The sequence below is a fragment of the Escherichia albertii genome (assembly GCF_028622335.1).
Lineage (GTDB): Bacteria > Pseudomonadota > Gammaproteobacteria > Enterobacterales > Enterobacteriaceae > Escherichia > Escherichia albertii.
Map to the genome: position 1 here is coordinate 3281825 of NZ_CP117568.1, position 25267 is coordinate 3307091.

Annotated in this window: 15 protein-coding genes, 1 tRNA gene and 3 rRNA genes; 14 read left to right on the top strand and 5 right to left on the bottom strand. The window is 53.0% G+C overall.

Going from position 1 to position 25267, the window contains the following annotated elements; all coding sequences use genetic code 11:
* The first annotated feature begins 31 nt into the window (after nucleotides 1-31).
* The 3 genes from PS053_RS15975 (at nucleotide 32) to PS053_RS15985 (ending at nucleotide 1789) form a co-directional block, all read left to right on the top strand.
* The gene (locus tag PS053_RS15975; protein WP_000940103.1) at nucleotides 32-622 is read left to right on the top strand and encodes a YjaG family protein; all 591 of its coding nucleotides are present in this window, start codon (nucleotides 32-34) and stop codon (nucleotides 620-622) included.
* A 186-nt stretch (nucleotides 623-808) separates the two neighbouring features.
* Nucleotides 809-1081: a nucleoid-associated protein HU-alpha gene (gene hupA, locus PS053_RS15980; protein WP_001044513.1), complete on the top strand. Its 273-nt coding sequence runs from the start codon at nucleotides 809-811 to the stop codon at nucleotides 1079-1081.
* Between the two features lie 12 nt (nucleotides 1082-1093).
* The gene (locus PS053_RS15985) at nucleotides 1094-1789 is read left to right on the top strand and encodes a DUF1481 domain-containing protein (RefSeq protein WP_032275427.1); all 696 of its coding nucleotides are present in this window, start codon (nucleotides 1094-1096) and stop codon (nucleotides 1787-1789) included.
* 1 nt (nucleotide 1790) lies between these two features.
* Here the strand turns inward: PS053_RS15985 and zraP are convergent, their stop codons facing one another.
* Nucleotides 1791-2210: a zinc resistance sensor/chaperone ZraP gene (gene zraP, locus PS053_RS15990; protein ID WP_025237910.1), complete on the bottom strand. Its 420-nt coding sequence runs from the start codon at nucleotides 2208-2210 to the stop codon at nucleotides 1791-1793.
* Nucleotides 2211-2427: 217 nt separating this feature from the next.
* Between zraP and zraS the strand changes: the two genes are divergently transcribed.
* Entirely contained in the window at nucleotides 2428-3843 is a 1416-nt protein-coding gene (zraS, locus tag PS053_RS15995) for a two-component system sensor histidine kinase ZraS (protein WP_256879489.1), read from the top strand.
* Nucleotides 3840-5165, top strand: coding sequence for a sigma-54-dependent response regulator transcription factor ZraR (gene zraR, locus PS053_RS16000; RefSeq protein ID WP_059225472.1), 1326 nt, complete (start codon nucleotides 3840-3842; stop codon nucleotides 5163-5165). Before zraS ends, zraR begins: the two co-directional genes overlap by 4 nt.
* On the opposite strand, the gene purD is transcribed toward zraR, so the two are convergent.
* Together purD and purH are read right to left on the bottom strand one after the other, a co-directional pair.
* Nucleotides 5162-6451, bottom strand: a complete 1290-nt coding sequence (gene purD, locus PS053_RS16005; RefSeq protein ID WP_059225473.1) for a phosphoribosylamine--glycine ligase — start codon at nucleotides 6449-6451, stop codon at nucleotides 5162-5164. The genes zraR and purD overlap by 4 nt on opposite strands.
* An 11-nt stretch (nucleotides 6452-6462) precedes the next feature.
* Complete coding sequence (gene purH / locus PS053_RS16010; RefSeq protein ID WP_059225474.1) at nucleotides 6463-8052, bottom strand: bifunctional phosphoribosylaminoimidazolecarboxamide formyltransferase/IMP cyclohydrolase; 1590 nt, start codon at nucleotides 8050-8052, stop codon at nucleotides 6463-6465.
* A 616-nt stretch (nucleotides 8053-8668) separates the two neighbouring features.
* Here purH and PS053_RS16015 point away from each other — a divergent pair.
* From PS053_RS16015 to rrf, 4 genes are all read left to right on the top strand, one after another.
* Nucleotides 8669-10210, top strand: a 16S ribosomal RNA gene (locus PS053_RS16015).
* Between the two features lie 85 nt (nucleotides 10211-10295).
* A tRNA-Glu gene (locus tag PS053_RS16020) sits at nucleotides 10296-10371 on the top strand.
* 195 nt (nucleotides 10372-10566) lie between these two features.
* Nucleotides 10567-13468, top strand: a 23S ribosomal RNA gene (locus PS053_RS16025).
* 192 nt (nucleotides 13469-13660) lie between these two features.
* A 5S ribosomal RNA gene (gene rrf / locus PS053_RS16030) occupies nucleotides 13661-13776 on the top strand.
* The 16S, 23S and 5S rRNA genes sit together here with 1 tRNA gene alongside, the layout of an rRNA operon.
* A 112-nt stretch (nucleotides 13777-13888) precedes the next feature.
* Here the strand turns inward: rrf and PS053_RS16035 are convergent.
* Nucleotides 13889-14332 carry an acetyltransferase gene (locus tag PS053_RS16035; protein ID WP_059271815.1) on the bottom strand — a complete coding sequence of 148 codons (444 nt, stop codon included), beginning with the start codon at nucleotides 14330-14332 and terminating at the stop codon, nucleotides 13889-13891.
* Between the two features lie 156 nt (nucleotides 14333-14488).
* Between PS053_RS16035 and metA the strand changes: the two genes are divergently transcribed.
* From metA to aceK, 4 genes are all read left to right on the top strand, one after another.
* A complete protein-coding gene (metA, locus tag PS053_RS16040) occupies nucleotides 14489-15418 on the top strand; it encodes a homoserine O-acetyltransferase MetA (protein ID WP_059215425.1) in 930 nt (309 codons plus the stop codon).
* Nucleotides 15419-15685: 267 nt separating this feature from the next.
* Entirely contained in the window at nucleotides 15686-17287 is a 1602-nt protein-coding gene (gene aceB, locus PS053_RS16045; RefSeq protein ID WP_000138914.1) for a malate synthase A, read from the top strand.
* Between the two features lie 29 nt (nucleotides 17288-17316).
* The gene (gene aceA / locus PS053_RS16050) at nucleotides 17317-18621 is read left to right on the top strand and encodes an isocitrate lyase (RefSeq protein ID WP_256878781.1); all 1305 of its coding nucleotides are present in this window, start codon (nucleotides 17317-17319) and stop codon (nucleotides 18619-18621) included.
* 85 nt (nucleotides 18622-18706) lie between these two features.
* Complete coding sequence (gene aceK, locus PS053_RS16055; protein WP_256878780.1) at nucleotides 18707-20431, top strand: bifunctional isocitrate dehydrogenase kinase/phosphatase; 1725 nt, start codon at nucleotides 18707-18709, stop codon at nucleotides 20429-20431.
* A gap of 16 nt (nucleotides 20432-20447) precedes the next feature.
* On the opposite strand, the gene iclR is transcribed toward aceK, so the two are convergent.
* The gene (gene iclR, locus PS053_RS16060) at nucleotides 20448-21272 is read right to left on the bottom strand and encodes a glyoxylate bypass operon transcriptional repressor IclR (RefSeq protein ID WP_059236468.1); all 825 of its coding nucleotides are present in this window, start codon (nucleotides 21270-21272) and stop codon (nucleotides 20448-20450) included.
* Nucleotides 21273-21471: 199 nt separating this feature from the next.
* Between iclR and metH the strand changes: the two genes are divergently transcribed.
* Nucleotides 21472-25155, top strand: a complete 3684-nt coding sequence (metH, locus tag PS053_RS16065; RefSeq protein ID WP_131109826.1) for a methionine synthase — start codon at nucleotides 21472-21474, stop codon at nucleotides 25153-25155.
* Nucleotides 25156-25267: the final 112 nt, after the last annotated feature.

Genomic DNA, 25267 nt, shown 5'->3' on the forward strand with positions numbered 1-25267 from the left:
TGCGGATAATTTTCGTATCTGAGAACTCAACATGTTACAAAACCCGATTCATCTGCGTCTGGAGCGCCTGGAAAGCTGGCAGCACGTCACTTTCATGGCTTGCTTATGCGAACGCATGTACCCCAACTACGCCATGTTCTGCCAGCAGACAGGTTTTGGTGATGGGCAAATTTACCGCCGTATTCTCGATCTCATCTGGGAAACGCTGACCGTCAAAGACGCAAAAGTAAATTTCGACAGCCAGCTGGAGAAGTTTGAAGAAGCGATTCCTTCTGCAGACGATTTCGATCTGTACGGCGTTTATCCAGCAATCGACGCCTGCGTGGCGTTAAGTGAACTGGTCCATTCGCGTTTGAGTGGCGAAACGCTCGAACACGCGGTGGAAGTGAGTAAGACTTCCATCACCACTGTCGCGATGCTGGAAATGACTCAGGCTGGTCGCGAAATGAGCGATGAAGAGCTCAAGGAAAACCCAGCTGTAGAGCAAGAATGGGACATTCAGTGGGAAATTTTCCGACTTTTAGCCGATTGCGAAGAACGCGATATCGATCTGATAAAAGGGTTGAGAGCGGACCTGCGTGAGGCGGGTGAGAGCAATATTGGTATAATTTTTCAGCAATAAGACCAGAAAACGTGATTTAACGCCTGATTTGTCGTACCTGGAGTCTTCCCTTTCGCCCCCCGTCTGGTCTACATTTGGGGGGCGAAAAAAAGTGGCTATCGGTGCGTGTATGCAGGAGAGTGCTATTCTGGCATTTCCGTCGCACTCGATGCTTAGCAAGCGATAAACACATTGTAAGGATAACTTATGAACAAGACTCAACTGATTGATGTAATTGCAGAGAAAGCAGAACTGTCCAAAACCCAGGCTAAAGCTGCTCTGGAGTCCACTCTGGCTGCAATTACTGAGTCTCTGAAAGAAGGCGATGCTGTACAACTGGTTGGTTTCGGTACCTTCAAAGTGAACCACCGCGCTGAGCGTACTGGCCGCAACCCGCAGACCGGTAAAGAAATCAAAATTGCCGCAGCTAACGTACCGGCGTTTGTTTCTGGCAAGGCACTGAAAGACGCAGTTAAGTAAGATTGCGTGGCAGTGAACAGTTTTAACGAAGGGGTGGTTTCACCCCTTTTGTCTTTCTGGCGTCGATCATTGATGCTGGCTGGCGCTCTGTTTCTCACTGCCTGTAGCCACAACGCTTCACTTCCTCCCTTTACCGCCAGTGGATTTGCTGAAGATCAGGGCGCGGTCCGCATCTGGCGAAAAGACAGCGGCGATAATGTCCATTTGCTTGCCGTGTTTAGCCCGTGGCGCAATGGCGATACCACGACGCGAGAGTATCGCTGGCAGGGCGATAACCTCACACTTATCAATATCAACGTTTACAGCAAACCGCCGGTAAACATCCGGGCGCGTTTTGACGATCGCGGTGACTTGAGCTTTATGCAACGTGAATCCGACGGGCAAAAGCAGCAGCTTTCCAATGATCAGATCGATTTATACCGTTATCGTGCCGCGCAGATCCGCGAGATTAGCGATGCCTTACGCCAGGGGAGAGTCGTGCTGCGTCAGGGACGCTGGCATGCAATGGAGCAGACAGTAACCACCTGTGAAGGGCAAACCATTAAACCTGATTTAGATGCGCAGGCGATAGCGCATATCGAGCGCCGCCAGAGCCGCTCATCTGTTGATGTGAGCGTGGCATGGCTGGAAGCGCCCGAGGGTTCGCAATTACTGTTAGTGGCAAACTCTGATTTCTGCCGTTGGCAACCCAACGAGAAGACGTTTTGATTTACCAGTGGCCCATGCCCATATGACCGCCACCATCGCAACCACCGTAACCCATACCGTAACCGCGCGGGATACCCGCTTCAGCCAACGCAATATCGCGTTTAACCCGTAACTCGTCTAATGATTGACGCAGCGTTTCCATCTCTTTAGCAACGGCATTGATTTTGCTGCTATCCGGTGGGTTCGCGGCTAACAACGCGTTGTATTCATAACGCTTCGTCACCAGTTTTTGTTGCAGCACGCTGCTTTGGGCGTAAAAGTCATTATGAATTTTTTGCCAGACTGTCTGTTGTTCGCTGGTCAAGGGGGCGGCGTTTTGCTGCCACATGCCGTGTCCGCCGTGGGCGAATGCCGGTGTTGCTCCCATTGTCATTGCTGAAAGCGCCATCATGACCAGGGCAATTTTCGTGTTCCGTTTCATGACTCATCCTCATGTGGTTGTTTTCTTCGGGTATTTGCATTTTCCGTGCCAACTAAAAAAAACAGGTCTGATGGGCTTTCTGTTGCGGCAAGCGAGTAAAAATGACTCGCCAGTCGTGGAGAGTGAGTCGTTTTTACTCATTGAAACACAAGCCTTTGTGTTTCAGCGCAGGGTCACAGTCGATAAAAGATGGCATGATTTCTGCTGTTCAGAAGGAATGACTAAGCAAAGAGCAGATCGTTTTATGCAGCGACCAAAAGATACCTTAGCGAAATGGCTCAGCACGATTCTTCCGGTGGCGATTCTGGTGCTGGTAGGGTTGTTTGCGGTAACCGTCATTCGGGATTATGGCCGGGCGAGCGAGGCCGATCGGCAGGCATTACTGGAAAAAGGAAATGTACTCATTCGCGCTCTGGAATCAGGAAGCCGCGTGGGCATGGGTATGCGTATGCATCATGTGCAGCAACAGGCATTGCTGGAAGAGATGGCAGGGCAACCGGGAGTGTTGTGGTTTGCCGTGACTAATGCGCAGGGGATTATCGTTCTTCATAGCAATCCCAATATGATTGGACGCCCTCTGTATACATCCGACGAAATGAAGCAGTTAAAGCCAGAGGAAAACGCTCGCTGGAGACTGATGGATAACACAGGAAATGAACCTGCACTTGAGGTTTATCGCTTATTCCAGCCAATGTCGGCTTCCTGGCGCCACGGCATGCATAATATGCCGCGCTGCAACAACGAAGGTGCGCCATTGGGAGAGGCACAACAGGTTATTTTTATCGCTGTTGATGCCAGCGATCTGGTAGCTACTCAGGCAGGAGAAAAACGCAATACCCTGATTATTATCTTCGCGCTGGCGACAGTACTGCTGGCAAGCGTGTTGTCTTTCTTCTGGTATCGTCGATATTTGCGTTCGCGCCAGCTTCTGCAGGATGAGATGAAACGCAAAGAGAAGCTGGTGGCGTTGGGGCATCTGGCAGCAGGTGTCGCCCACGAAATCCGTAACCCGCTTTCATCCATTAAAGGGCTGGCGAAATACTTCGCCGAGCGCGCGCCTGCGGGTGGCGAAGCGCATCAACTGGCGCAGGTGATGGCGAAAGAAGCCGACCGTTTGAATCGTGTGGTAAGTGAGCTGCTGGAGTTAGTTAAGCCAACGCATCTGGCTTTGCAGACGGTGGATCCCAATACTCTGATTAACCACTCATTACAGCTGGTAAGCCAGGATGCAAACAGCCGGGAGATCCAGTTACGCTTTACCGCCAACGACACATTACCGGAGATTCAGGCCGACCCGGACCGGCTGACTCAGGTCCTGTTGAATCTCTATCTCAATGCCATTCAGGCTATTGGTCAGCATGGCGTGATTAGCGTTGTGGCAAATGAAAGCGGAGCGGGCGTGAAAATCAGCGTTACCGACAGCGGTAAGGGAATTGCGGCGGATCAGCTTGAAGCCATCTTCACCCCGTATTTCACCACCAAAGCCGAAGGTACCGGGTTGGGGCTGGCGGTCGTACATAATATTGTTGAACAACACGGTGGTACAATTCAGGTCGCAAGCCTGGAGGGCAAAGGCGCTACGTTCACCCTCTGGCTTCCGGTCAATATTACGCATAAGGACCCACAAGGATGACGCACGATAATATCGATATTCTGGTGGTGGATGATGACATTAGCCACTGCACTATCTTGCAGGCATTGCTGCGCGGCTGGGGCTATAACGTCGCGCTGGCGAACAGCGGGCGACAGGCGCTGGCACAGGTGCGGGAGCAGGTTTTTGATCTCGTGCTTTGCGATGTGCGAATGGCAGAGATGGACGGTATTGCCACGCTGAAAGAGATCAAAGCGTTAAATCCGGCGATTCCGGTACTGATTATGACTGCGTACTCCAGCGTTGAGACGGCGGTAGAGGCGTTGAAAACCGGGGCGCTGGATTATCTCATTAAGCCGCTGGATTTCGATAACTTGCAGGCGACGCTGGAAAAGGCGCTCGCGCATACGCACTGTGTTGACGCTGAAATGCCTGCGGTGTCTGCCAGCCAGTTCGGTATGGTTGGCAAAAGCGCGGCGATGCAGCACCTGCTCAGTGAAATTGCCCTCGTCGCGCCATCAGAAGCCACAGTGTTGATCCACGGCGATTCCGGCACGGGCAAAGAGCTGGTTGCCAGAGCGATTCACGCCAGTAGCGCCCGTCGCGAAAAGCCTCTGGTGGCACTTAACTGCGCGGCGCTCAACGAATCCTTACTGGAATCCGAATTGTTTGGTCACGAAAAAGGGGCGTTTACCGGCGCCGACAAACGGCGGGAAGGGCGCTTTGTTGAGGCAGATGGCGGCACGCTGTTTCTCGATGAAATTGGCGATATCTCGCCGATGATGCAGGTTCGCCTGCTGCGTGCCATTCAGGAGCGCGAAGTGCAACGTGTCGGTAGCAACCAGACTATCCCGGTTGATGTCCGGCTGATTGCGGCGACCCATCGCGATCTTGCCGAGGAGGTGAATGCCGGGCGTTTTCGCCAGGATCTCTACTATCGCCTGAACGTAGTGGCAATTGAAGTACCGTCGCTACGGCAACGGCGGGAAGATATTCCCCTGCTGGCTGACCATTTTCTTCAGCGGTTTGCCGAACGTAATCGCAAGGCGGTAAAAGGTTTTACGCCCCAGGCGATGGATCTGTTGATTCACTACGACTGGCCGGGGAATATTCGTGAACTGGAAAACGCGATGGAACGGGCGGTGGTGTTGCTGACCGGGGAATATATTTCCGAACGCGAGCTGCCGCTGGCGATTGCCGGTACGCCGATCCCGATGGCGCAAAGTCAGGATATTCAGCCGCTAGTGGAAGTGGAAAAAGAGGTGATTCTGGCGGCGCTGGAGAAAACGGGCGGTAACAAAACCGAAGCCGCCCGTCAGTTAGGAATTACGCGTAAAACGCTGTTGGCAAAACTGTCGCGTTAGTTCTGTTCGCGTTCGATGGCGCGCCAGCCGATATCTTTCCGGCAGAAGCAATCGTCCCAGTGGATATCGGTCATTAAGGTATAAGCACGTTTCTGCGCTTCAGCTACGGTATGACCCAGCGCGGTGACGCACAGTACGCGTCCGCCGCTGGTCACCACCTGCTCGTCATCCGCCAGTTTTGTGCCCGCATGGAACACTTTGCCGCCTGCCACTTCTTCCAGCGGCAGGCCGTGGATCACATCGCCGGTGCGATAATCACCCGGATATCCACCCGCAGCCATCACCACGCCGAGAGAAGCACGTTCATCCCACTCGGACGTTTTCTCGTCCAGCTTCCCTTCACAGGCCGCCAGGCAGAGTTCAACCAGATCGGACTTCATGCGCAGCATAATCGGCTGGGTTTCCGGGTCGCCAAAGCGGCAGTTAAATTCGATAACCTTCGGATTGCCCTGTTTGTCGATCATCAGGCCCGCGTAGAGAAAACCGGTGTAGGTGTTGCCTTCCGCCGCCATGCCTTTCACGGTTGGCCAAATGATACGTTCCATGGTGCGCTGATGAACGTCATCGGTCACTACCGGGGCAGGGGAGTAAGCGCCCATCCCGCCCGTGTTTGGTCCGGTATCTTTATCGCCTACGCGTTTGTGATCCTGGCTGGTGGCCATCGGCAGCACATGCTCGCCGTCCACCATCACGATAAAGCTCGCTTCTTCGCCGTCGAGGAACTCTTCGATAACAATGCGATGACCCGCGTCGCCAAAAGCGTTGCCCGCCAGCATGTCGTGCACGGCGGCTTCAGCTTCTTCCAGCGTCATCGCCACGATCACGCCTTTCCCGGCAGCCAGACCGTCAGCTTTAATGACGATTGGCGCGCCTTTCTCACGCAGATACGCCAGCGCAGGTTCTACCTCGGTGAAGTTCTGGTATTCCGCCGTAGGGATTTTATGGCGGGCCAGGAAATCTTTGGTAAACGCTTTCGAACCTTCAAGTTGCGCGGCACCTGCGGTTGGGCCGAAGATTTGCAGCCCGGCGGCGCGGAAGGTATCAACCACGCCTTTCACCAGCGGCGCTTCCGGGCCGACGATGGTTAGATCTACCTTTTCGTTTTGCGCGAAATCCAGCAGTGCCGGGATATCGGTCACGCTGATAGCAACGTTTTGCAGCGCGGGCTCCAGTGCAGTGCCTGCGTTACCCGGAGCAACAAACACAGTCTCAACCAGCGGCGACTGCGCCGCTTTCCAGGCCAGCGCGTGCTCGCGCCCGCCGTTACCAATCACTAATACTTTCATCTATTGCTCCATTAATGGCGGAAGTGGCGCATGTCGGTGAAGAGCATCGCAATACCGTGCTCGTCGGCAGCGGCAATCACTTCGTCATCACGGATAGAACCACCAGGCTGGATAACACAAGTCACGCCCGCAGCGGCGGCGGCATCAATACCGTCGCGGAACGGGAAGAACGCGTCAGAGGCCATCGAGGAACCTTTCACTTCCAGACCTTCATCGGCCGCTTTAATACCGGCGATTTTTGCGGAGTACACGCGGCTCATCTGGCCCGCGCCAATCCCGATGGTCATATTGTTTTTGGCATAGACGATGGCGTTAGACTTAACGAACTTCGCTACCTTCCAGCAGAATAGCGCATCACGCAGTTCCTGTTCGGTCGGCTGGCGTTTGGTGACAACGCGCAGTTCTTCTGCACCAACCATCCCCAGGTCACGATCCTGAACCAGCAGACCGCCGTTAACGCGTTTGAAATCAAGGCCCGGAACACGTTCGCCCCACTGACCGCAGGTCAGAACGCGTACGTTCTGCTTGGCGGCGGTGATTTTCAGGGCTTCTTCGCTGGCGGACGGTGCAATGATCACTTCGACAAACTGACGAGAAATGATGGCCTGTGCGGTTTCAGCATCCAGCTCGCGGTTAAAGGCAATAATGCCGCCGAATGCGGAGGTTGGGTCGGTTTTGTACGCGCGATCGTAAGCATCAAGAAGGGAATTGCCGATAGCCACGCCGCAAGGGTTGGCGTGCTTCACAATCACACATGCTGGCTCGGCGAACTCTTTCACGCACTCCAGCGCCGCATCGGTATCGGCGATGTTGTTATAAGAGAGGGCTTTACCCTGAACCTGGGTTGCGGTGGCAACAGAGGCTTCTTTCACGTTCTCTTCTATATAGAAGGCCGCCTGCTGGTGGCTGTTCTCACCGTAACGCATATCCTGCTTCTTAATGAAGTTCAGGTTCAACGTGCGTGGGAAGCGACCGGCGGCTTCTTTGCTTTCACCGTGGTAAGCCGGAACCATGCTGCCGAAGTAGTTGGCAATCATGCTGTCGTAGGCGGCGGTATGTTCGAAGGCTTTGATGGCGAGGTCGAAACGGGTTGCAAGCGTCAGCGATCCTTCGTTGTCATCCATCTCTTTAATAATGGCGTCGTAGTCGCTGCTCTTCACCACGATAGCGACATCTTTATGGTTCTTGGCGGCGGAGCGCACCATGGTTGGGCCGCCGATATCGATGTTCTCAACCGCATCTTCCAGCGAGCAGCCTTCACGAGCAACGGTCTGGGCGAACGGATACAGGTTAACAACCACCATATCGATAGGTTGGATCTGATGTTCTTCCATAATGGCATCGTCCTGGCCGCGACGGCCCAGAATGCCACCATGCACTTTCGGATGCAGGGTCTTCACGCGTCCATCCATCATCTCCGGGAAACCGGTGTAATCGGAAACTTCGGTCACTGGCAGACCCTTTTCTGCTAACAGACGGGCAGTGCCCCCTGTAGACAGCAACTCCACACCGCGTGCGGAAAGTGCCTGGGCGAATTCGACGATACCGGCTTTGTCAGAAACACTGAGCAGAGCGCGGCGGACTGGACGACGTTGTTGCATGGTAAATCCCCTGGATTTGACTATTACAGAGAGCGTTAGCTGAATTTTTCGCGAAAAACTCAGCTAACGCCCCTAACGGGGCATCCTTATTTTTCGCCCGCATTGTAACGAAAACGTTTGCGCAACGCTCGCGAATTTTTCTCTTTCAATGGTGATCACAATTTTGACAGAGGTTACCGTGGGGGAAAATACAGAAATTACATTGATGATTGTGGATAACTCTGTGCGTAAAAAGGTATAAAGCGGGGTTTTGCTGGGGAATGCAGCAGTCAGTCATTTTTCTGCAATTTTTCTATTGCGGATGCGCGGGAACTCCCTATAATGCGCCTCCATCGACACGGCGGATGTGAATCACTTCACACAAACAGCCGGTTCGGTTGAAGAGAAAAATCCTGAAATTCGGGGTTGACTCTGAAAGAGGAAAGCGTAATATACGCCACCTCGCGACAGTGAGCTGAAAGCCGCGTCGCAACTGCTCTTTAACAATTTATCAGACAATCTGTGTGGGCACTCGAAGATACGGATTCTTAACGTCCTCGGACGAAAATGAATACCAAGTCTCAAGAGTGAACACGTAATTCATTACGAAGTTTAATTCTTTGAGCATCAAACTTTTAAATTGAAGAGTTTGATCATGGCTCAGATTGAACGCTGGCGGCAGGCCTAACACATGCAAGTCGAACGGTAACAGGAAGAAGCTTGCTTCTTTGCTGACGAGTGGCGGACGGGTGAGTAATGTCTGGGAAACTGCCCGATGGAGGGGGATAACTACTGGAAACGGTAGCTAATACCGCATAACGTCGCAAGACCAAAGAGGGGGACCTTCGGGCCTCTTGCCATCGGATGTGCCCAGATGGGATTAGCTTGTTGGTGAGGTAACGGCTCACCAAGGCGACGATCCCTAGCTGGTCTGAGAGGATGACCAGCCACACTGGAACTGAGACACGGTCCAGACTCCTACGGGAGGCAGCAGTGGGGAATATTGCACAATGGGCGCAAGCCTGATGCAGCCATGCCGCGTGTATGAAGAAGGCCTTCGGGTTGTAAAGTACTTTCAGCGGGGAGGAAGGGAGTAAAGTTAATACCTTTGCTCATTGACGTTACCCGCAGAAGAAGCACCGGCTAACTCCGTGCCAGCAGCCGCGGTAATACGGAGGGTGCAAGCGTTAATCGGAATTACTGGGCGTAAAGCGCACGCAGGCGGTTTGTTAAGTCAGATGTGAAATCCCCGGGCTCAACCTGGGAACTGCATCTGATACTGGCAAGCTTGAGTCTCGTAGAGGGGGGTAGAATTCCAGGTGTAGCGGTGAAATGCGTAGAGATCTGGAGGAATACCGGTGGCGAAGGCGGCCCCCTGGACGAAGACTGACGCTCAGGTGCGAAAGCGTGGGGAGCAAACAGGATTAGATACCCTGGTAGTCCACGCCGTAAACGATGTCGACTTGGAGGTTGTGCCCTTGAGGCGTGGCTTCCGGAGCTAACGCGTTAAGTCGACCGCCTGGGGAGTACGGCCGCAAGGTTAAAACTCAAATGAATTGACGGGGGCCCGCACAAGCGGTGGAGCATGTGGTTTAATTCGATGCAACGCGAAGAACCTTACCTGGTCTTGACATCCACGGAACTTTTCAGAGATGAGAATGTGCCTTCGGGAACCGTGAGACAGGTGCTGCATGGCTGTCGTCAGCTCGTGTTGTGAAATGTTGGGTTAAGTCCCGCAACGAGCGCAACCCTTATCCTTTGTTGCCAGCGGTTAGGCCGGGAACTCAAAGGAGACTGCCAGTGATAAACTGGAGGAAGGTGGGGATGACGTCAAGTCATCATGGCCCTTACGACCAGGGCTACACACGTGCTACAATGGCGCATACAAAGAGAAGCGACCTCGCGAGAGCAAGCGGACCTCATAAAGTGCGTCGTAGTCCGGATTGGAGTCTGCAACTCGACTCCATGAAGTCGGAATCGCTAGTAATCGTGGATCAGAATGCCACGGTGAATACGTTCCCGGGCCTTGTACACACCGCCCGTCACACCATGGGAGTGGGTTGCAAAAGAAGTAGGTAGCTTAACCTTCGGGAGGGCGCTTACCACTTTGTGATTCATGACTGGGGTGAAGTCGTAACAAGGTAACCGTAGGGGAACCTGCGGTTGGATCACCTCCTTACCTGAAAGAACTGTACTTTGCAGTGCTCACACAGATTGTCTGATGAAAAGTGAAAAGCAAGGCGTCTTGCGAAGCAGACTGATACGTCCCCTTCGTCTAGAGGCCCAGGACACCGCCCTTTCACGGCGGTAACAGGGGTTCGAATCCCCTAGGGGACGCCACTTGCTGGTTTGTGAGTGAAAGTCACCTGCCTTAATATCTCAAAACTCATCTTCGGGTGAAGTTTGAGATATTTGCTCTTTAAAAATCTGGATCAAGCTGAAAATTGAAACACTGAATAGTCGAAAGATTATTCGTGAGTCTCTCAAATTTTCGCAACACGGTGATGAATCGAAAGAAACATCTTCGGGTTGTGAGGTTAAGCGACTAAGCGTACACGGTGGATGCCCTGGCAGTCAGAGGCGATGAAGGACGTGCTAATCTGCGAAAAGCGTCGGTAAGGTGATATGAACCGTTATAACCGGCGATGTCCGAATGGGGAAACCCAGTGTGTTCCGACACACTATCATTAACTGAATCCATAGGTTAATGAGGCGAACCGGGGGAACTGAAACATCTAAGTACCCCGAGGAAAAGAAATCAACCGAGATTCCCCCAGTAGCGGCGAGCGAACGGGGAGGAGCCCAGAGCCTGAATCAGTGTGTGTGTTAGTGGAAGCGTCTGGAAAGGCGCGCGATACAGGGTGACAGCCCCGTACACAAAAATGCACATGCTGTGAGCTCGAAGAGTAGGGCGGGACACGTGGTATCCTGTCTGAATATGGGGGGACCATCCTCCAAGGCTAAATACTCCTGACTGACCGATAGTGAACCAGTACCGTGAGGGAAAGGCGAAAAGAACCCCGGCGAGGGGAGTGAAAAAGAACCTGAAACCGTGTACGTACAAGCAGTGGGAGCCTCTTAATGGGGTGACTGCGTACCTTTTGTATAATGGGTCAGCGACTTATATTCTGTAGCAAGGTTAACCGAATAGGGGAGCCGGAGGGAAACCGAGTCTTAACTGGGCGTTAAGTTGCAGGGTATAGACCCGAAACCCGGTGATCTAGCCATGGGCAGGTTGAAGGTTGGGTAACACTAACTGGAGGACCGAACCGACTAATGTTGAAAAATTAGCGGATGACTTGTGGCTGGGGGTGAAAGGCCAATCAAACCGGGAGATAGCTGGTTCTCCCCGAAAGCTATTTAGGTAGCGCCTCGTGAATTCATCTCCGGGGGTAGAGCACTGTTTCGGCAAGGGGGTCATCCCGACTTACCAACCCGATGCAAACTGCGAATACCGGAGAATGTTATCACGGGAGACACACGGCGGGTGCTAACGTCCGTCGTGAAGAGGGAAACAACCCAGACCGCCAGCTAAGGTCCCAAAGTCATGGTTAAGTGGGAAACGATGTGGGAAGGCCCAGACAGCCAGGATGTTGGCTTAGAAGCAGCCATCATTTAAAGAAAGCGTAATAGCTCACTGGTCGAGTCGGCCTGCGCGGAAGATGTAACGGGGCTAAACCATGCACCGAAGCTGCGGCAGCGACGCTGATGCGTTGTTGGGTAGGGGAGCGTTCTGTAAGCCTGTGAAGGTGTGCTGTGAGGCATGCTGGAGGTATCAGAAGTGCGAATGCTGACATAAGTAACGATAAAGCGGGTGAAAAGCCCGCTCGCCGGAAGACCAAGGGTTCCTGTCCAACGTTAATCGGGGCAGGGTGAGTCGACCCCTAAGGCGAGGCCGAAAGGCGTAGTCGATGGGAAACAGGTTAATATTCCTGTACTTGGTGTTACTGCGAAGGGGGGACGGAGAAGGCTATGTTGGCCGGGCGACGGTTGTCCCGGTTTAAGCGTGTAGGCTGGTTTTCCAGGCAAATCCGGAGAATCAAGGCTGAGGCGTGATGACGAGGCACTACGGTGCTGAAGCAACAAATGCCCTGCTTCCAGGAAAAGCCTCTAAGCATCAGGTAGCATCAAATCGTACCCCAAACCGACACAGGTGGTCAGGTAGAGAATACCAAGGCGCTTGAGAGAACTCGGGTGAAGGAACTAGGCAAAATGGTGCCGTAACTTCGGGAGAAGGCACGCTGATGGTAGGTGAAGCGACTTGCTCGTGGAGCTGAAATCAGTCGAAGATACCAGCTGGCTGCAACTGTTTATTAAAAACACAGCACTGTGCAAACACGAAAGTGGACGTATACGGTGTGACGCCTGCCCGGTGCCGGAAGGTTAATTGATGGGGTCAGCGCAAGCGAAGCTCTTGATCGAAGCCCCGGTAAACGGCGGCCGTAACTATAACGGTCCTAAGGTAGCGAAATTCCTTGTCGGGTAAGTTCCGACCTGCACGAATGGCGTAATGATGGCCAGGCTGTCTCCACCCGAGACTCAGTGAAATTGAACTCGCTGTGAAGATGCAGTGTACCCGCGGCAAGACGGAAAGACCCCGTGAACCTTTACTATAGCTTGACACTGAACACTGGTCCTTGATGTGTAGGATAGGTGGGAGGCTTTGAAGTGTGGACGCCAGTCTGCATGGAGCCGTCCTTGAAATACCACCCTTTAATGGCTGGTGTTCTAACGTTGGCCCCTTATCGGGGTTGCGGACAGTGTCTGGTGGGTAGTTTGACTGGGGCGGTCTCCTCCTAAAGAGTAACGGAGGAGCACGAAGGTTGGCTAATCCTGGTCGGACATCAGGAGGTTAGTGCAATGGCATAAGCCAGCTTGACTGCGAGCGTGACGGCGCGAGCAGGTGCGAAAGCAGGTCATAGTGATCCGGTGGTTCTGAATGGAAGGGCCATCGCTCAACGGATAAAAGGTACTCCGGGGATAACAGGCTGATACCGCCCAAGAGTTCATATCGACGGCGGTGTTTGGCACCTCGATGTCGGCTCATCACATCCTGGGGCTGAAGTAGGTCCCAAGGGTATGGCTGTTCGCCATTTAAAGTGGTACGCGAGCTGGGTTTAGAACGTCGTGAGACAGTTCGGTCCCTATCTGCCGTGGGCGCTGGAGAACTGAGGGGGGCTGCTCCTAGTACGAGAGGACCGGAGTGGACGCATCACTGGTGTTCGGGTTGTCATGCCAATGGCACTGCCCGGTAGCTAAATGCGGAAGAGATAAGTGCTGAAAGCATCTAAGCACGAAACTTGCCCCGAGATGAGTTCTCCCTGAGACTTAGAGTCTCCTGAAGGAACGTTGAAGACGACGACGTTGATAGGCCGGGTGTGTAAGCGCAGCGATGCGTTGAGCTAACCGGTACTAATGAACCGTGAGGCTTAACCTTACAACGCCGAAGGTGTTTTGGCGGATTGAGAGAAGATTTTCAGCTCAGATTCAGAGTCCGAAGGGTTTTACGCTGAGACAAGGCGGCAAATGAAGCGAAGGAAGGAGCATACTGAAGTATGTGACTGACTTTCGGGAATGCAGCCGGCGCAGTATCAGTGGAAAAGACACAGGACAGAGCACAAAGAATTTGCCTGGCGGAGATAGCGCGGTGGTCCCACCTGACCCCATGCCGAACTCAGAAGTGAAACGCCGTAGCGCCGATGGTAGTGTGGGGCTTCCCCATGCGAGAGTAGGGAACTGCCAGGCATCAAATTAAACAGAAGGCCATCCATAAGGATGGCCTTTTTGCGCTGGGGCAAAAAATGCCGGATGCGACGCTGGCGCGTCTTATCCAGCCTACGCAGGGCCATACTTCGCATCATTCCCTCACATACGCCAGATTCAGCAACGGATACGGTTTCCCCAAATCGTCCACCTCAGAGCGCCCTGTAACCTTAAAACCCATCTTCTTATAGAACCCAACCGCCTGCTCATTTTGCTCATTAACATTGGTTGTCAGTTCCGAAACCATTGAGAGTGCGTGCTCGACCAACATCCGACCCACACCGCAGCCGCGCACATCAGGATCGATAAACAGCGCATCCACATGCTGCCCACTTAGCAACATAAACCCAACCGGCTGATCCCGCTCATTAACCGCGACCCACAACGGTGCTTCCGGCAGAAAGGAATGCACCAGCTCTTCCAGCTCGGCCCGATACTCTGCGGATAAAAAATCGTGAGTGGCATCGACAGAACGACACCAAATCGCAACGAGTTCCTCCCCTTCCTCATGCCGTGAGCGGCGAATACTCATAACCATTTTCACTCCTTTTAGCCATTCTTATATTCTAACGTAGCCTTTTCCTTGAAACTTTCTCACCTTCAACATGCAGGCTCGACATTGGTAAATTTTCTGGGTATCTTCAGCTGTCTGGATGTCTAAACGTATAAGCGTATGTAGTGAGGTAATCAGGTTATGCCGATTCGTGTGCCGGACGAGCTACCCGCCGTCAATTTCTTGCGTGAAGAAAACGTCTTTGTGATGACAACTTCTCGCGCTTCTGGTCAGGAAATTCGTCCGCTAAAGGTGCTTATCCTTAACCTGATGCCGAAGAAGATCGAAACTGAAAATCAGTTTCTGCGCCTGCTTTCAAACTCGCCTTTGCAGGTTGATATCCAACTGTTACGCATTGATTCCCGTGAGTCGCGCAACACGCCCGCAGAGCATCTGAACAACTTCTACTGCAACTTTGAAGACATACAGGAACAGAACTTTGACGGCTTGATAGTCACCGGCGCGCCGCTGGGCCTGGTTGAGTTTAATGACGTCGCATACTGGCCGCAGATCAAACAGGTGCTGGAATGGTCGAAAGATCACGTCACCTCAACACTTTTTGTCTGTTGGGCGGTACAAGCTGCGCTCAATATCCTCTACGGCATTCCTAAACAAACCCGTACTGACAAACTCTCTGGCGTTTATGAGCATCACATTCTCCATCCTCATGCGCTCCTGACGCGTGGCTTTGATGATTCATTCCTGGCACCGCATTCGCGCTACGCTGACTTTCCGGCAGCGTTGATTCGTGATTACACCGATCTGGAAATTCTGGCGGAGACGGAACAAGGAGACGCCTACCTGTTCGCCAGCAAAGATAAGCGTATAGCCTTTGTGACGGGCCATCCCGAATATGATGCGCAAACTCTGGCGCAGGAATATTTCCGCGATGTGGAAGCCGGATTGAATCCAGATGTACCGTATAACTATTTCCCGCATAACAATCCACAAAATACACCGCGAGCAAGCTGGCGTAGTCATGGTAATTTGCTGTTTACCAACTGGCTCAACTATTACGTCTACCAGATCACGCCATATGATCTACGGCACATGAATCCAACGCTGGATTAATCTTCTGTGATAGTCGATCGTTAAGCGATTCAGCACCTTATCTCGGGCACCTTCGGGTGCTTTTTTATTTCCGAAATACACCTCACCAAGTAAATAAATTTTATTTGTGTTGTTATCAATAGGTTAAGTTGTATTTTTGTTTAAAATGGAAATTGTTTTTGATTTTGCGTTTTAAATGAGTAGTCTTAGTTGTGCTGAACGAAAAGCACACAACGATCCTTCGTTCACAGTGGGGAAGTTTTCGGATCCATGACGGGGAGCTGCACGATGACTGAACAGGCAACAACAACCGATGAACTGGCTTTCACAAGGCCGTATGGCGAGCAGGAGAAGCAAATTCTTACTGCCGAAGCGGTAGAATTTCTGACTGAGCTGGTGACGCATTTTACGCCACAACGCAATAAACTTCTGGCAGCGCGCATTCAGCAGCAGCAGGATATCGATAACGGAACGTTGCCTGATTTCATTTCGGAAACAGCTTCCATTCGTGAAAGCGGCTGGAAAATTCGCGGGATTCCTGCGGACTTACAAGACCGCCGCGTAGAGATTACCGGGCCCGTTGAGCGCAAGATGGTGATCAACGCACTGAACGCCAATGTGAAAGTCTTTATGGCCGATTTCGAAGATTCACTGGCCCCGGACTGGAACAAAGTGATCGACGGGCAAATTAACCTGCGCGATGCGGTTAACGGCACCATCAGTTACACCAATGAAGCAGGCAAAATTTATCAGCTCAAGCCCAATCCAGCGGTTTTGATTTGTCGGGTACGCGGTCTGCACTTGCCGGAAAAACATGTCATCTGGCGCGGCGAAGCGACTCCTGGCAGCCTGTTTGATTTTGCGCTCTATTTCTTCCACAACTACCAGGCCTTACTGGCAAAGGGCAGCGGTCCCTATTTCTATCTGCCAAAAACCCAGTCATGGCAGGAAGCGGCATGGTGGAGCGACGTTTTCAGCTATGCCGAAGATCGCTTTAACCTACCGCGTGGCACCATCAAGGCGACGTTGCTGATTGAAACGCTGCCCGCCGTGTTCCAGATGGACGAAATCCTTCACGCGCTGCGCGACCATATTGTCGGTCTGAACTGTGGTCGCTGGGATTACATCTTCAGCTATATCAAGACATTGAAAAACTATCCCGATCGCGTCCTGCCAGACAGACAGGCAGTGACGATGGAAAAACCCTTCCTGAATGCTTACTCACGCCTGTTGATTAAAACCTGCCATAAACGTGGTGCTTTTGCGATGGGCGGCATGGCGGCGTTTATTCCGAGCAAAGATGAAGAGCGCAATAACCAGGTGCTCAACAAAGTGAAAGCGGATAAATCGCTGGAAGCCAATAACGGTCACGATGGCACATGGATCGCACATCCAGGCCTTGCGGACACGGCAATGGCGGTATTCAACGACATTCTCGGCTCCCGTAAAAACCAGCTTAAGGTGATGCGCGAACAAGACGCCCCGATTACAGCCGATCAACTGCTGGCACCTTGTGACGGTGAACGCACCGAAGAAGGGATGCGCGCCAATATTCGCGTGGCTGTGCAGTACATCGAAGCGTGGATTTCCGGCAACGGCTGCGTGCCGATTTATGGCCTGATGGAAGATGCGGCGACGGCTGAAATCTCGCGTACCTCTATCTGGCAGTGGATCCATCATCGAAAAACGTTGAGCAATGGCAAACCGGTTACTAAAGCTCTGTTCCGCCAGATGCTTGCGGAAGAGATGAAAGTGATTGCCAGTGAATTGGGCGAACAACGTTTCAATAACGGACGCTTCGAGGATGCCGCACGCCTGATGGAACAGATCACCACATCTGATGAGTTAATTGATTTCCTGACCCTGCCAGGCTACCGCCTGTTAGCGTAAACCACCACATAACTATGGAGCATCTGCACATGAAAACCCGTACACAACAAATCGAAGAATTACAGAAAGAGTGGACTCAACCGCGCTGGGAAGGCATTACCCGCCCGTATAGCGCGGAGGATGTGGTGAAATTACGCGGTTCGGTCAATCCAGAATGCACGCTGGCGCAACTGGGCGCGGCGAAAATGTGGCGACTGCTGCACGGTGAATCGAAAAAAGGTTATATCAACAGCCTCGGTGCACTGACTGGCGGTCAGGCGTTGCAACAGGCGAAAGCGGGTATTGAAGCGGTCTATCTGTCTGGCTGGCAGGTAGCGGCGGACGCTAACCTCGCGGCCAGTATGTACCCTGACCAGTCGTTGTATCCGGCGAACTCAGTGCCAGCAGTAGTGGAAAGGATCAACAACACTTTCCGCCGTGCCGATCAGATCCAGTGGTCTTCCGGTATTGAGCCTGGCGATCCGCGCTATGTCGATTACTTCCTGCCGATCGTCGCCGATGCGGAGGCCGGTTTTGGCGGTGTACTGAATGCCTTTGAACTGATGAAAGCGATGATTGAAGCCGGTGTAGCGGCAGTTCACTTCGAAGATCAGCTGGCGTCAGTGAAGAAATGCGGTCACATGGGCGGCAAAGTTTTGGTGCCCACTCAGGAAGCTATTCAGAAACTGGTTGCCGCGCGTCTGGCCGCTGACGTGACAGGCGTTCCAACCCTGCTGGTTGCACGTACCGATGCCGATGCGGCGGATCTAATCACCTCCGATTGCGACCCGTATGACAGCGAATTTATTACCGGTGAGCGTACTAACGAAGGCTTTTTCCGTACTCATGCAGGTATTGAACAAGCAATCAGCCGTGGCCTGGCGTACGCGCCGTATGCTGACCTGGTTTGGTGTGAAACCTCCACGCCGGATCTGGAACTGGCGCGTCGCTTTGCACAAGCCATTCACGCGAAATATCCGGGCAAACTGCTGGCTTATAACTGCTCGCCGTCGTTCAACTGGCAGAAGAACCTCGACGATAAAACTATTGCCAGCTTTCAGCAGCAGCTGTCGGATATGGGCTACAAGTTCCAGTTCATCACCCTGGCGGGTATCCACAGCATGTGGTTCAACATGTTCGACCTGGCAAACGCCTATGCCCAGGGCGAGGGCATGAAGCATTACGTTGAGAAAGTCCAGCAACCGGAATTCGCCGCCGCGAAAGATGGCTACACCTTTGTTTCTCACCAGCAGGAAGTGGGTACTGGCTACTTCGATAAGGTGACGACCATTATTCAGGGCGGCACGTCTTCAGTTACTGCGCTGACCGGCTCCACCGAAGAATCGCAGTTCTAAGCAACCTACAGCCGTTGCCGAATGTAGGCCGGATAAGGCGTTTACGCCGAATCCGGCAATTCTCTGTTTTCGATGAGGGCACCTAATGTCGCGTGGCCTGGAATTACTGATTGCACAAACCATTTTGCAAGGCTTCGACGCTCAGTATGGTCGATTCCTCGAAGTGACTTCTGGGGCACAGCAGCGTTTCGAACAAGCCGACTGGCATGCTGTCCAGCAGGCGATGAAAAGCCGCATCCATCTTTACGATCATCACGTGGGGCTGGTCGTGGAGCAACTGCGCTGTATCACCAACGGCAAAAGCACGGACGCGGCATTTTTACTGCGCGTCAAAGAGCACTACACGCGGCTGTTGCCGGAGTACCCGCGCTTCGAGATTGCGGAGAGCTTTTTCAACTCCGTGTACTGTCGGTTATTTGACCACCGCTCGCTTACTCCCGAGCGGCTTTTTATCTTCAGCTCCCAGCCAGAGCGTCGTTTTCGTACCATTCCACGCCCGCTGGCGAAAGACTTTTACCCCGATCACGGCTGGGACTCACTGCTGATGCGCGTTCTCAGCGACCTGCCGCTGCGTCTGCGCTGGCAAAATAAAAGCCGTGACATTCATTACATCATTCGCCATCTGACAGAAATGTTGGGGACAGACAACCTCGCGGAAAGCCATTTACAGGTGGCGAACGAACTGTTTTACCGCAATAAAGCTGCCTGGCTGGTGGGTAAACTAATAACACCTTCCGGCACGTTGCCCTTTTTGCTGCCGATCCATCAGACGGACGACGGCGAGCTGTTTATTGATACCTGCCTGACGACCACCGCCGAAGCGAGCATTGTCTTTGGCTTCGCGCGCTCCTATTTTATGGTTTATGCACCGCTGCCTGGTGCGCTGGTTGAGTGGTTACGGGAAATTCTGCCGGGCAAAACGACCGCAGAATTGTATATGGCTATCGGCTGCCAGAAGCACGCCAAAACCGAAAGTTACCGTGAATATCTCGTTTATTTACAGGGCTGTCATGAGCAGTTCATTGAAGCGCCGGGTATTCGTGGAATGGTGATGCTGGTGTTTACGCTGCCGGGCTTTGACCGGGTATTTAAAGTGATTAAAGACAAGTTTGCGCCGCAGAAAGAGATGTCAGCCGCTCATGTTCGCGCCTGCTATCAACTGGTGAAAGAGCACGACCGCGTGGGTCGAATGGCGGACACCCAGGAATTTGAAAACTTTGTGCTGGAGAAGCGGCAAATTGCTCCGGCATTAATGGAATTACTGCTCCAGGAAGCGCCGGAAAAAATCACCGATCTCGGCGAACAGATTGTGATTCGCCATCTTTACATCGAACGGCGGATGGTGCCGCTCAATATCTGGCTGGAACAAGTAGAAGGCCAGCAGCTGCGTGATGCCATTGAAGAGTACGGCAACGCCATTCGCCAGCTTGCCGCCGCCAACATTTTCCCTGGTGACATGCTGTTTAAAAACTTTGGCGTTACTCGTCATGGTCGTGTGGTGTTTTATGATTACGATGAAATTTGCTACATGACGGAAGTGAATTTCCGTGACATCCCGCCGCCGCGCTACCCGGAAGACGAACTTGCCAGCGAACCGTGGTACAGCGTCTCGCCGGGCGATGTTTTCCCGGAAGAGTTCCGCCACTGGCTATGCGCCGATCCGCGCATTGGTCCGCTATTCGAAGAGATGCACGCCGATTTGTTTCACGCCGACTACTGGCGCGCACTACAAAACCGCATACGTGAAGGGCATGTGGAAGATGTTTATGCGTATCGGCGCAGGCAGCGGTTTAGCGTTCGATTCGTATAAATCAGAGGCGAAAAAGTCAGCGTATTCCACCGTACGCCAGCGTCACTTCCTTCGCCGCTTTAATCACCATCGCGCCAAACTCGGTCACGCGGTCGTCGGTTATACGTGAAATCGGCCCGGAAATCGAAATTGCGGCAAATGGTTCGCGATGTTCATCGAAAATACACGCCGCGAGGCAACGCAGTCCAAGTGCATGTTCTTCATCGTCAAATGAATAGCCACGTTTACGCGTCTGGGCGAGATCGTCCTTCAGATGGACTGGCGAGACCAGCGTCGCGTGGGTATAGGCATGTAAGCCTTTACGGTGCAGTAACTTCGTCACCTGGTCTTCACTTAGTTGGGCCAAAAAGGCTTTACCCACACCAGAAGCGTGCATTGGCAATTTACCGCCAATAGGGGCGGACATACGCATCAAGTGGGTACACTGCACCTGATCGATAATAATGGCTTCGTAATCGCTCTGATCAAGAACCGCCATGTTTACTGTTTCGCCAGACTCTTCCATTAAATTACGCAGAATAGGGTGGACAATGGCTAACAAATTACGGCTCTGGAGAAAGCTACTACCCACCATGAAAGCATGTGCGCCTACCGCCCAGTGGCCCAGTTCGCCAACCTGACGGACAAAGCCCAATTGTTGCATAGTGGTCAGCAATCGATGAGTGGTCGAGTTGGGTAAGCCCGCTTGCTGTGCTAATTCGGTCAACGCCACACTGCCATTGGATTCGGCAATCCACTCCAGTAATTTCAGGCCACGCGTTAAAGACTGAACCTGTCCAGTCGCGGGGGCGGTGGCAACGGTAGGTTTTCTGCCGCGTTTTGCAGGAATGGGGGTGACCATAACAGACTCCTTTTTCTGTATCATGGAAATTATTTTCATTTTTATCTCTGGTTATTGCAATAGTTGTCGCACTGCTCCGATGAGTACAAGTTGAACAAATCTCATGTTGCCTGGTGGTCGCTTTTACCACTGATGCGTTTATGCCAGTATGGTTTGTTGAATTTTTATTAAATCTGGGTTGAGCGTGTCGGGAGCAAGTGTGAGCAGCAAAGTTGAACAACTGCGTGCGCAGTTAAATGAACGAATTCTGGTGCTGGACGGCGGTATGGGCACCATGATCCAGAGTTATCGTCTGAGCGAAGCCGATTTTCGCGGCGAGCGTTTTGCCGACTGGCCGTGCGACCTCAAAGGTAACAACGACCTGCTGGTGTTGAGCAAGCCGGATGTGATCTCCGCAATCCACAACGCTTACTTTGAAGCGGGCGCGGATATCATCGAAACCAACACCTTCAACTCTACGACTATTGCGATGGCGGATTACCAGATGGAATCCCTGTCGGCGGAAATCAACTTTGCGGCGGCGAAACTGGCACGTGCCTGTGCTGACGAGTGGACCGCGCGCACGCCGGAGAAACCGCGCTATGTTGCCGGTGTTCTTGGCCCAACCAACCGCACGGCGTCTATTTCGCCAGATGTAAACGATCCGGCATTTCGCAATATCACCTTTGACCAACTGGTTGCAGCCTATCGCGAATCCACCAAAGCATTGGTCGAAGGTGGTGTCGACCTGATTCTGATTGAAACCGTCTTCGACACCCTCAACGCCAAGGCGGCGGTCTTTGCGGTGAAAACGGAGTTCGAAGCATTGGGCGTTGAGCTGCCGATTATGATCTCCGGCACCATCACCGACGCCTCCGGGCGCACGCTCTCCGGCCAGACAACCGAAGCATTTTATAACTCATTGCGCCACGCCGACGCGCTGACTTTTGGCCTGAACTGTGCGCTGGGGCCAGATGAACTGCGCCAGTATGTGCAGGAGCTGTCGCGTATTGCCGAATGTTACGTCACCGCGCACCCGAACGCCGGGCTGCCTAACGCTTTTGGTGAATACGATCTCGACGCCGACACGATGGCAAAACAGATACGTGAATGGGCAGAAGCAGGCTTTCTCAATATCGTCGGTGGTTGCTGCGGCACCACGCCGCAACATATTGCAGCGATGAGTCGTGCAGTGGAAGGATTAGCGCCGCGCAAACTGCCGGAAATTCCCGTCGCCTGCCGTTTGTCCGGCCTGGAGCCGCTGAATATTGGCGACGACAGCCTGTTTGTTAACGTCGGTGAGCGTACCAACGTCACTGGTTCCGCCAAATTCAAACGCCTGATCAAAGAAGAGAAGTACAACGAAGCGCTGGATGTAGCGCGTCAACAGGTGGAAAACGGTGCACAAATTATTGATATCAACATGGACGAGGGGATGCTCGACGCCGAAGCGGCGATGGTGCGTTTTCTCAATCTGATTGCCGGTGAACCGGATATCGCTCGCGTGCCGATAATGATCGACTCCTCAAAATGGGACGTTATTGAAAAAGGTCTGAAGTGTATCCAGGGCAAAGGCATTGTTAACTCTATCTCGATGAAAGAGGGCGTCGACGCCTTTATCCATCACGCGAAACTGTTGCGTCGCTACGGTGCGGCAGTCGTGGTAATGGCTTTTGACGAACAGGGCCAGGCCGATACCCGCGCACGGAAAATCAAGATTTGCCGTCGGGCGTACAAAATCCTCACCGAAGAGGTTGGCTTCCCGGCTGAAGATATCATCTTCGACCCGAACATCTTCGCGGTCGCAACTGGCATTGAAGAGCACAACAACTACGCGCAGGATTTTATTGGTGCGTGTGAAGACATCAAACGCGAACTGCCGCACGCGCTGATCTCCGGTGGCGTATCTAACGTGTCGTTCTCGTTTCGTGGTAACGACCCGGTGCGCGAAGCCATTCACGCGGTGTTCCTCTACTATGCCATCCGTAACGGTATGGATATGGGGATCGTCAACGCAGGGCAACTGGCCATTTACGACGATCTGCCTGCCGAGCTGCGCGAGGCGGTAGAAGATGTGATCCTCAACCGTCGCGACGATGGCACCGAGCGTTTACTGGAACTTGCCGAGAAATATCGCGGCAGCAAAACTGATGACACCGCCAACGCCCAGCAGGCGGAGTGGCGCTCATGGGAAGTGAATAAACGTCTGGAATATTCGCTGGTTAAAGGCATTACCGAATTTATCGAACAGGACACCGAAGAAGCCCGCCAACAGGCTACGCGCCCTATCGAAGTGATTGAAGGTCCGCTGATGGATGGCATGAATGTGGTTGGCGATCTGTTTGGCGAAGGCAAAATGTTCCTGCCGCAGGTAGTGAAATCGGCGCGCGTCATGAAACAGGCGGTGGCGTATCTCGAACCGTTTATTGAAGCCAGCAAAGAGCAGGGTAAAACCAACGGTAAGATGGTGATCGCCACCGTGAAGGGCGATGTGCACGATATCGGTAAAAATATCGTTGGCGTGGTGCTGCAATGCAATAACTACGAAATTGTCGATCTCGGCGTGATGGTGCCTGCGGAAAAAATTCTCCGTACCGCCAAAGAAGTGAATGCTGATTTGATTGGCCTTTCGGGGCTGATCACGCCGTCGTTGGACGAAATGGTCAACGTGGCGAAAGAGATGGAACGTCAGGGCTTCACCATCCCGCTATTGATTGGCGGCGCGACCACCTCAAAAGCGCACACGGCGGTGAAAATCGAGCAGAACTACAGTGGTCCGACGGTGTATGTGCAGAACGCCTCGCGCACCGTTGGTGTGGTGGCGGCACTGCTTTCGGACACTCAGCGCGATGATTTCGTTGCTCGTACCCGCAAGGAGTACGAAACCGTGCGTATTCAGCACGGACGAAAGAAACCACGCACACCACCGGTCACGCTGGAAGCGGCGCGTGATAACGACTTCGCTTTTGACTGGCAGGCTTACACGCCGCCGGCGGCGCACCGTCTCGGTGTGCAGGAAGTGGAAGCCAGCATCGAAACGCTGCGTAATTACATCGACTGGACACCGTTCTTTATGACCTGGTCGCTGGCCGGGAAGTATCCGCGCATTCTGGAAGATGAAGTGGTAGGCGTTGAGGCGAAGCGGCTGTTTAAAGACGCCAACGACATGCTGGATAAATTAAGCGCCGAGAAAACGCTCAATCCGCGTGGCGTGGTGGGCCTGTTCCCGGCAAACCGCGTGGGTGACGACATTGAAATCTACCGTGACGAAACGCGTACCCATGTGATCAACGTCAGCCACCATCTACGCCAACAGACCGAAAAAACCGGCTTCGCTAACTACTGCCTCGCTGATTTCGTTGCGCCGAAGCTTTCTGGTAAAGCAGATTACATCGGCGCATTTGCCGTGACTGGCGGGCTGGAAGAGGACGCACTGGCTGATGCCTTCGAAGCACAGCACGATGATTACAACAAAATCATGGTGAAAGCCCTTGCCGACCGTTTAGCCGAAGCCTTTGCGGAATATCTCCATGAGCGCGTGCGAAAAGTTTACTGGGGCTATGCACCGAACGAGAACCTCAGCAACGAAGAGCTGATCCGCGAAAACTATCAGGGCATCCGCCCGGCACCAGGCTACCCGGCCTGCCCGGAACATACGGAAAAAGCCACAATCTGGGAGCTGCTGGAAGTGGAAAAACATACTGGCATGAAGCTCACAGAATCTTTCGCCATGTGGCCCGGGGCGTCGGTTTCGGGTTGGTACTTCAGCCACCCGGACAGCAAGTATTACGCGGTAGCACAAATTCAGCGCGACCAGGTTGAAGACTACGCCCGCCGTAAAGGCATGAGTGTCTCAGATGTTGAACGCTGGCTAGCGCCAAATCTGGGGTATGACGCGGACTGATTCACAAATCTGTCACTTTTCCTTACAACAAACAGGGTACTCACTGAGTGCCCTGTCTCTTTATTAATATGAAACACTTATACTGGAATTATCTTAGTCGGAAAACGGACAC

What these genes read in the sequence shown, in the direction of transcription:
- PS053_RS15975 (WP_000940103.1), top strand. Translation starts at nt 32, where the DNA reads ATGTTACAAAACCCGATTCATCTGCGTCTGGAGCGCCTGGAAAGCTGG.
- hupA (WP_001044513.1), top strand. Translation starts at nt 809, where the DNA reads ATGAACAAGACTCAACTGATTGATGTAATTGCAGAGAAAGCAGAACTG.
- zraP (WP_025237910.1), bottom strand. Translation starts at nt 2,210, where the DNA reads ATGAAACGGAACACGAAAATTGCCCTGGTCATGATGGCGCTTTCAGCA.
- zraS (WP_256879489.1), top strand. Translation starts at nt 2,428, where the DNA reads ATGACTAAGCAAAGAGCAGATCGTTTTATGCAGCGACCAAAAGATACC.
- zraR (WP_059225472.1), top strand. Translation starts at nt 3,840, where the DNA reads ATGACGCACGATAATATCGATATTCTGGTGGTGGATGATGACATTAGC.
- purD (WP_059225473.1), bottom strand. Translation starts at nt 6,451, where the DNA reads ATGAAAGTATTAGTGATTGGTAACGGCGGGCGCGAGCACGCGCTGGCC.
- purH (WP_059225474.1), bottom strand. Translation starts at nt 8,052, where the DNA reads ATGCAACAACGTCGTCCAGTCCGCCGCGCTCTGCTCAGTGTTTCTGAC.
- PS053_RS16035 (WP_059271815.1), bottom strand. Translation starts at nt 14,332, where the DNA reads ATGGTTATGAGTATTCGCCGCTCACGGCATGAGGAAGGGGAGGAACTC.
- metA (WP_059215425.1), top strand. Translation starts at nt 14,489, where the DNA reads ATGCCGATTCGTGTGCCGGACGAGCTACCCGCCGTCAATTTCTTGCGT.
- aceB (WP_000138914.1), top strand. Translation starts at nt 15,686, where the DNA reads ATGACTGAACAGGCAACAACAACCGATGAACTGGCTTTCACAAGGCCG.
- aceA (WP_256878781.1), top strand. Translation starts at nt 17,317, where the DNA reads ATGAAAACCCGTACACAACAAATCGAAGAATTACAGAAAGAGTGGACT.
- aceK (WP_256878780.1), top strand. Translation starts at nt 18,707, where the DNA reads ATGTCGCGTGGCCTGGAATTACTGATTGCACAAACCATTTTGCAAGGC.
- iclR (WP_059236468.1), bottom strand. Translation starts at nt 21,272, where the DNA reads ATGGTCACCCCCATTCCTGCAAAACGCGGCAGAAAACCTACCGTTGCC.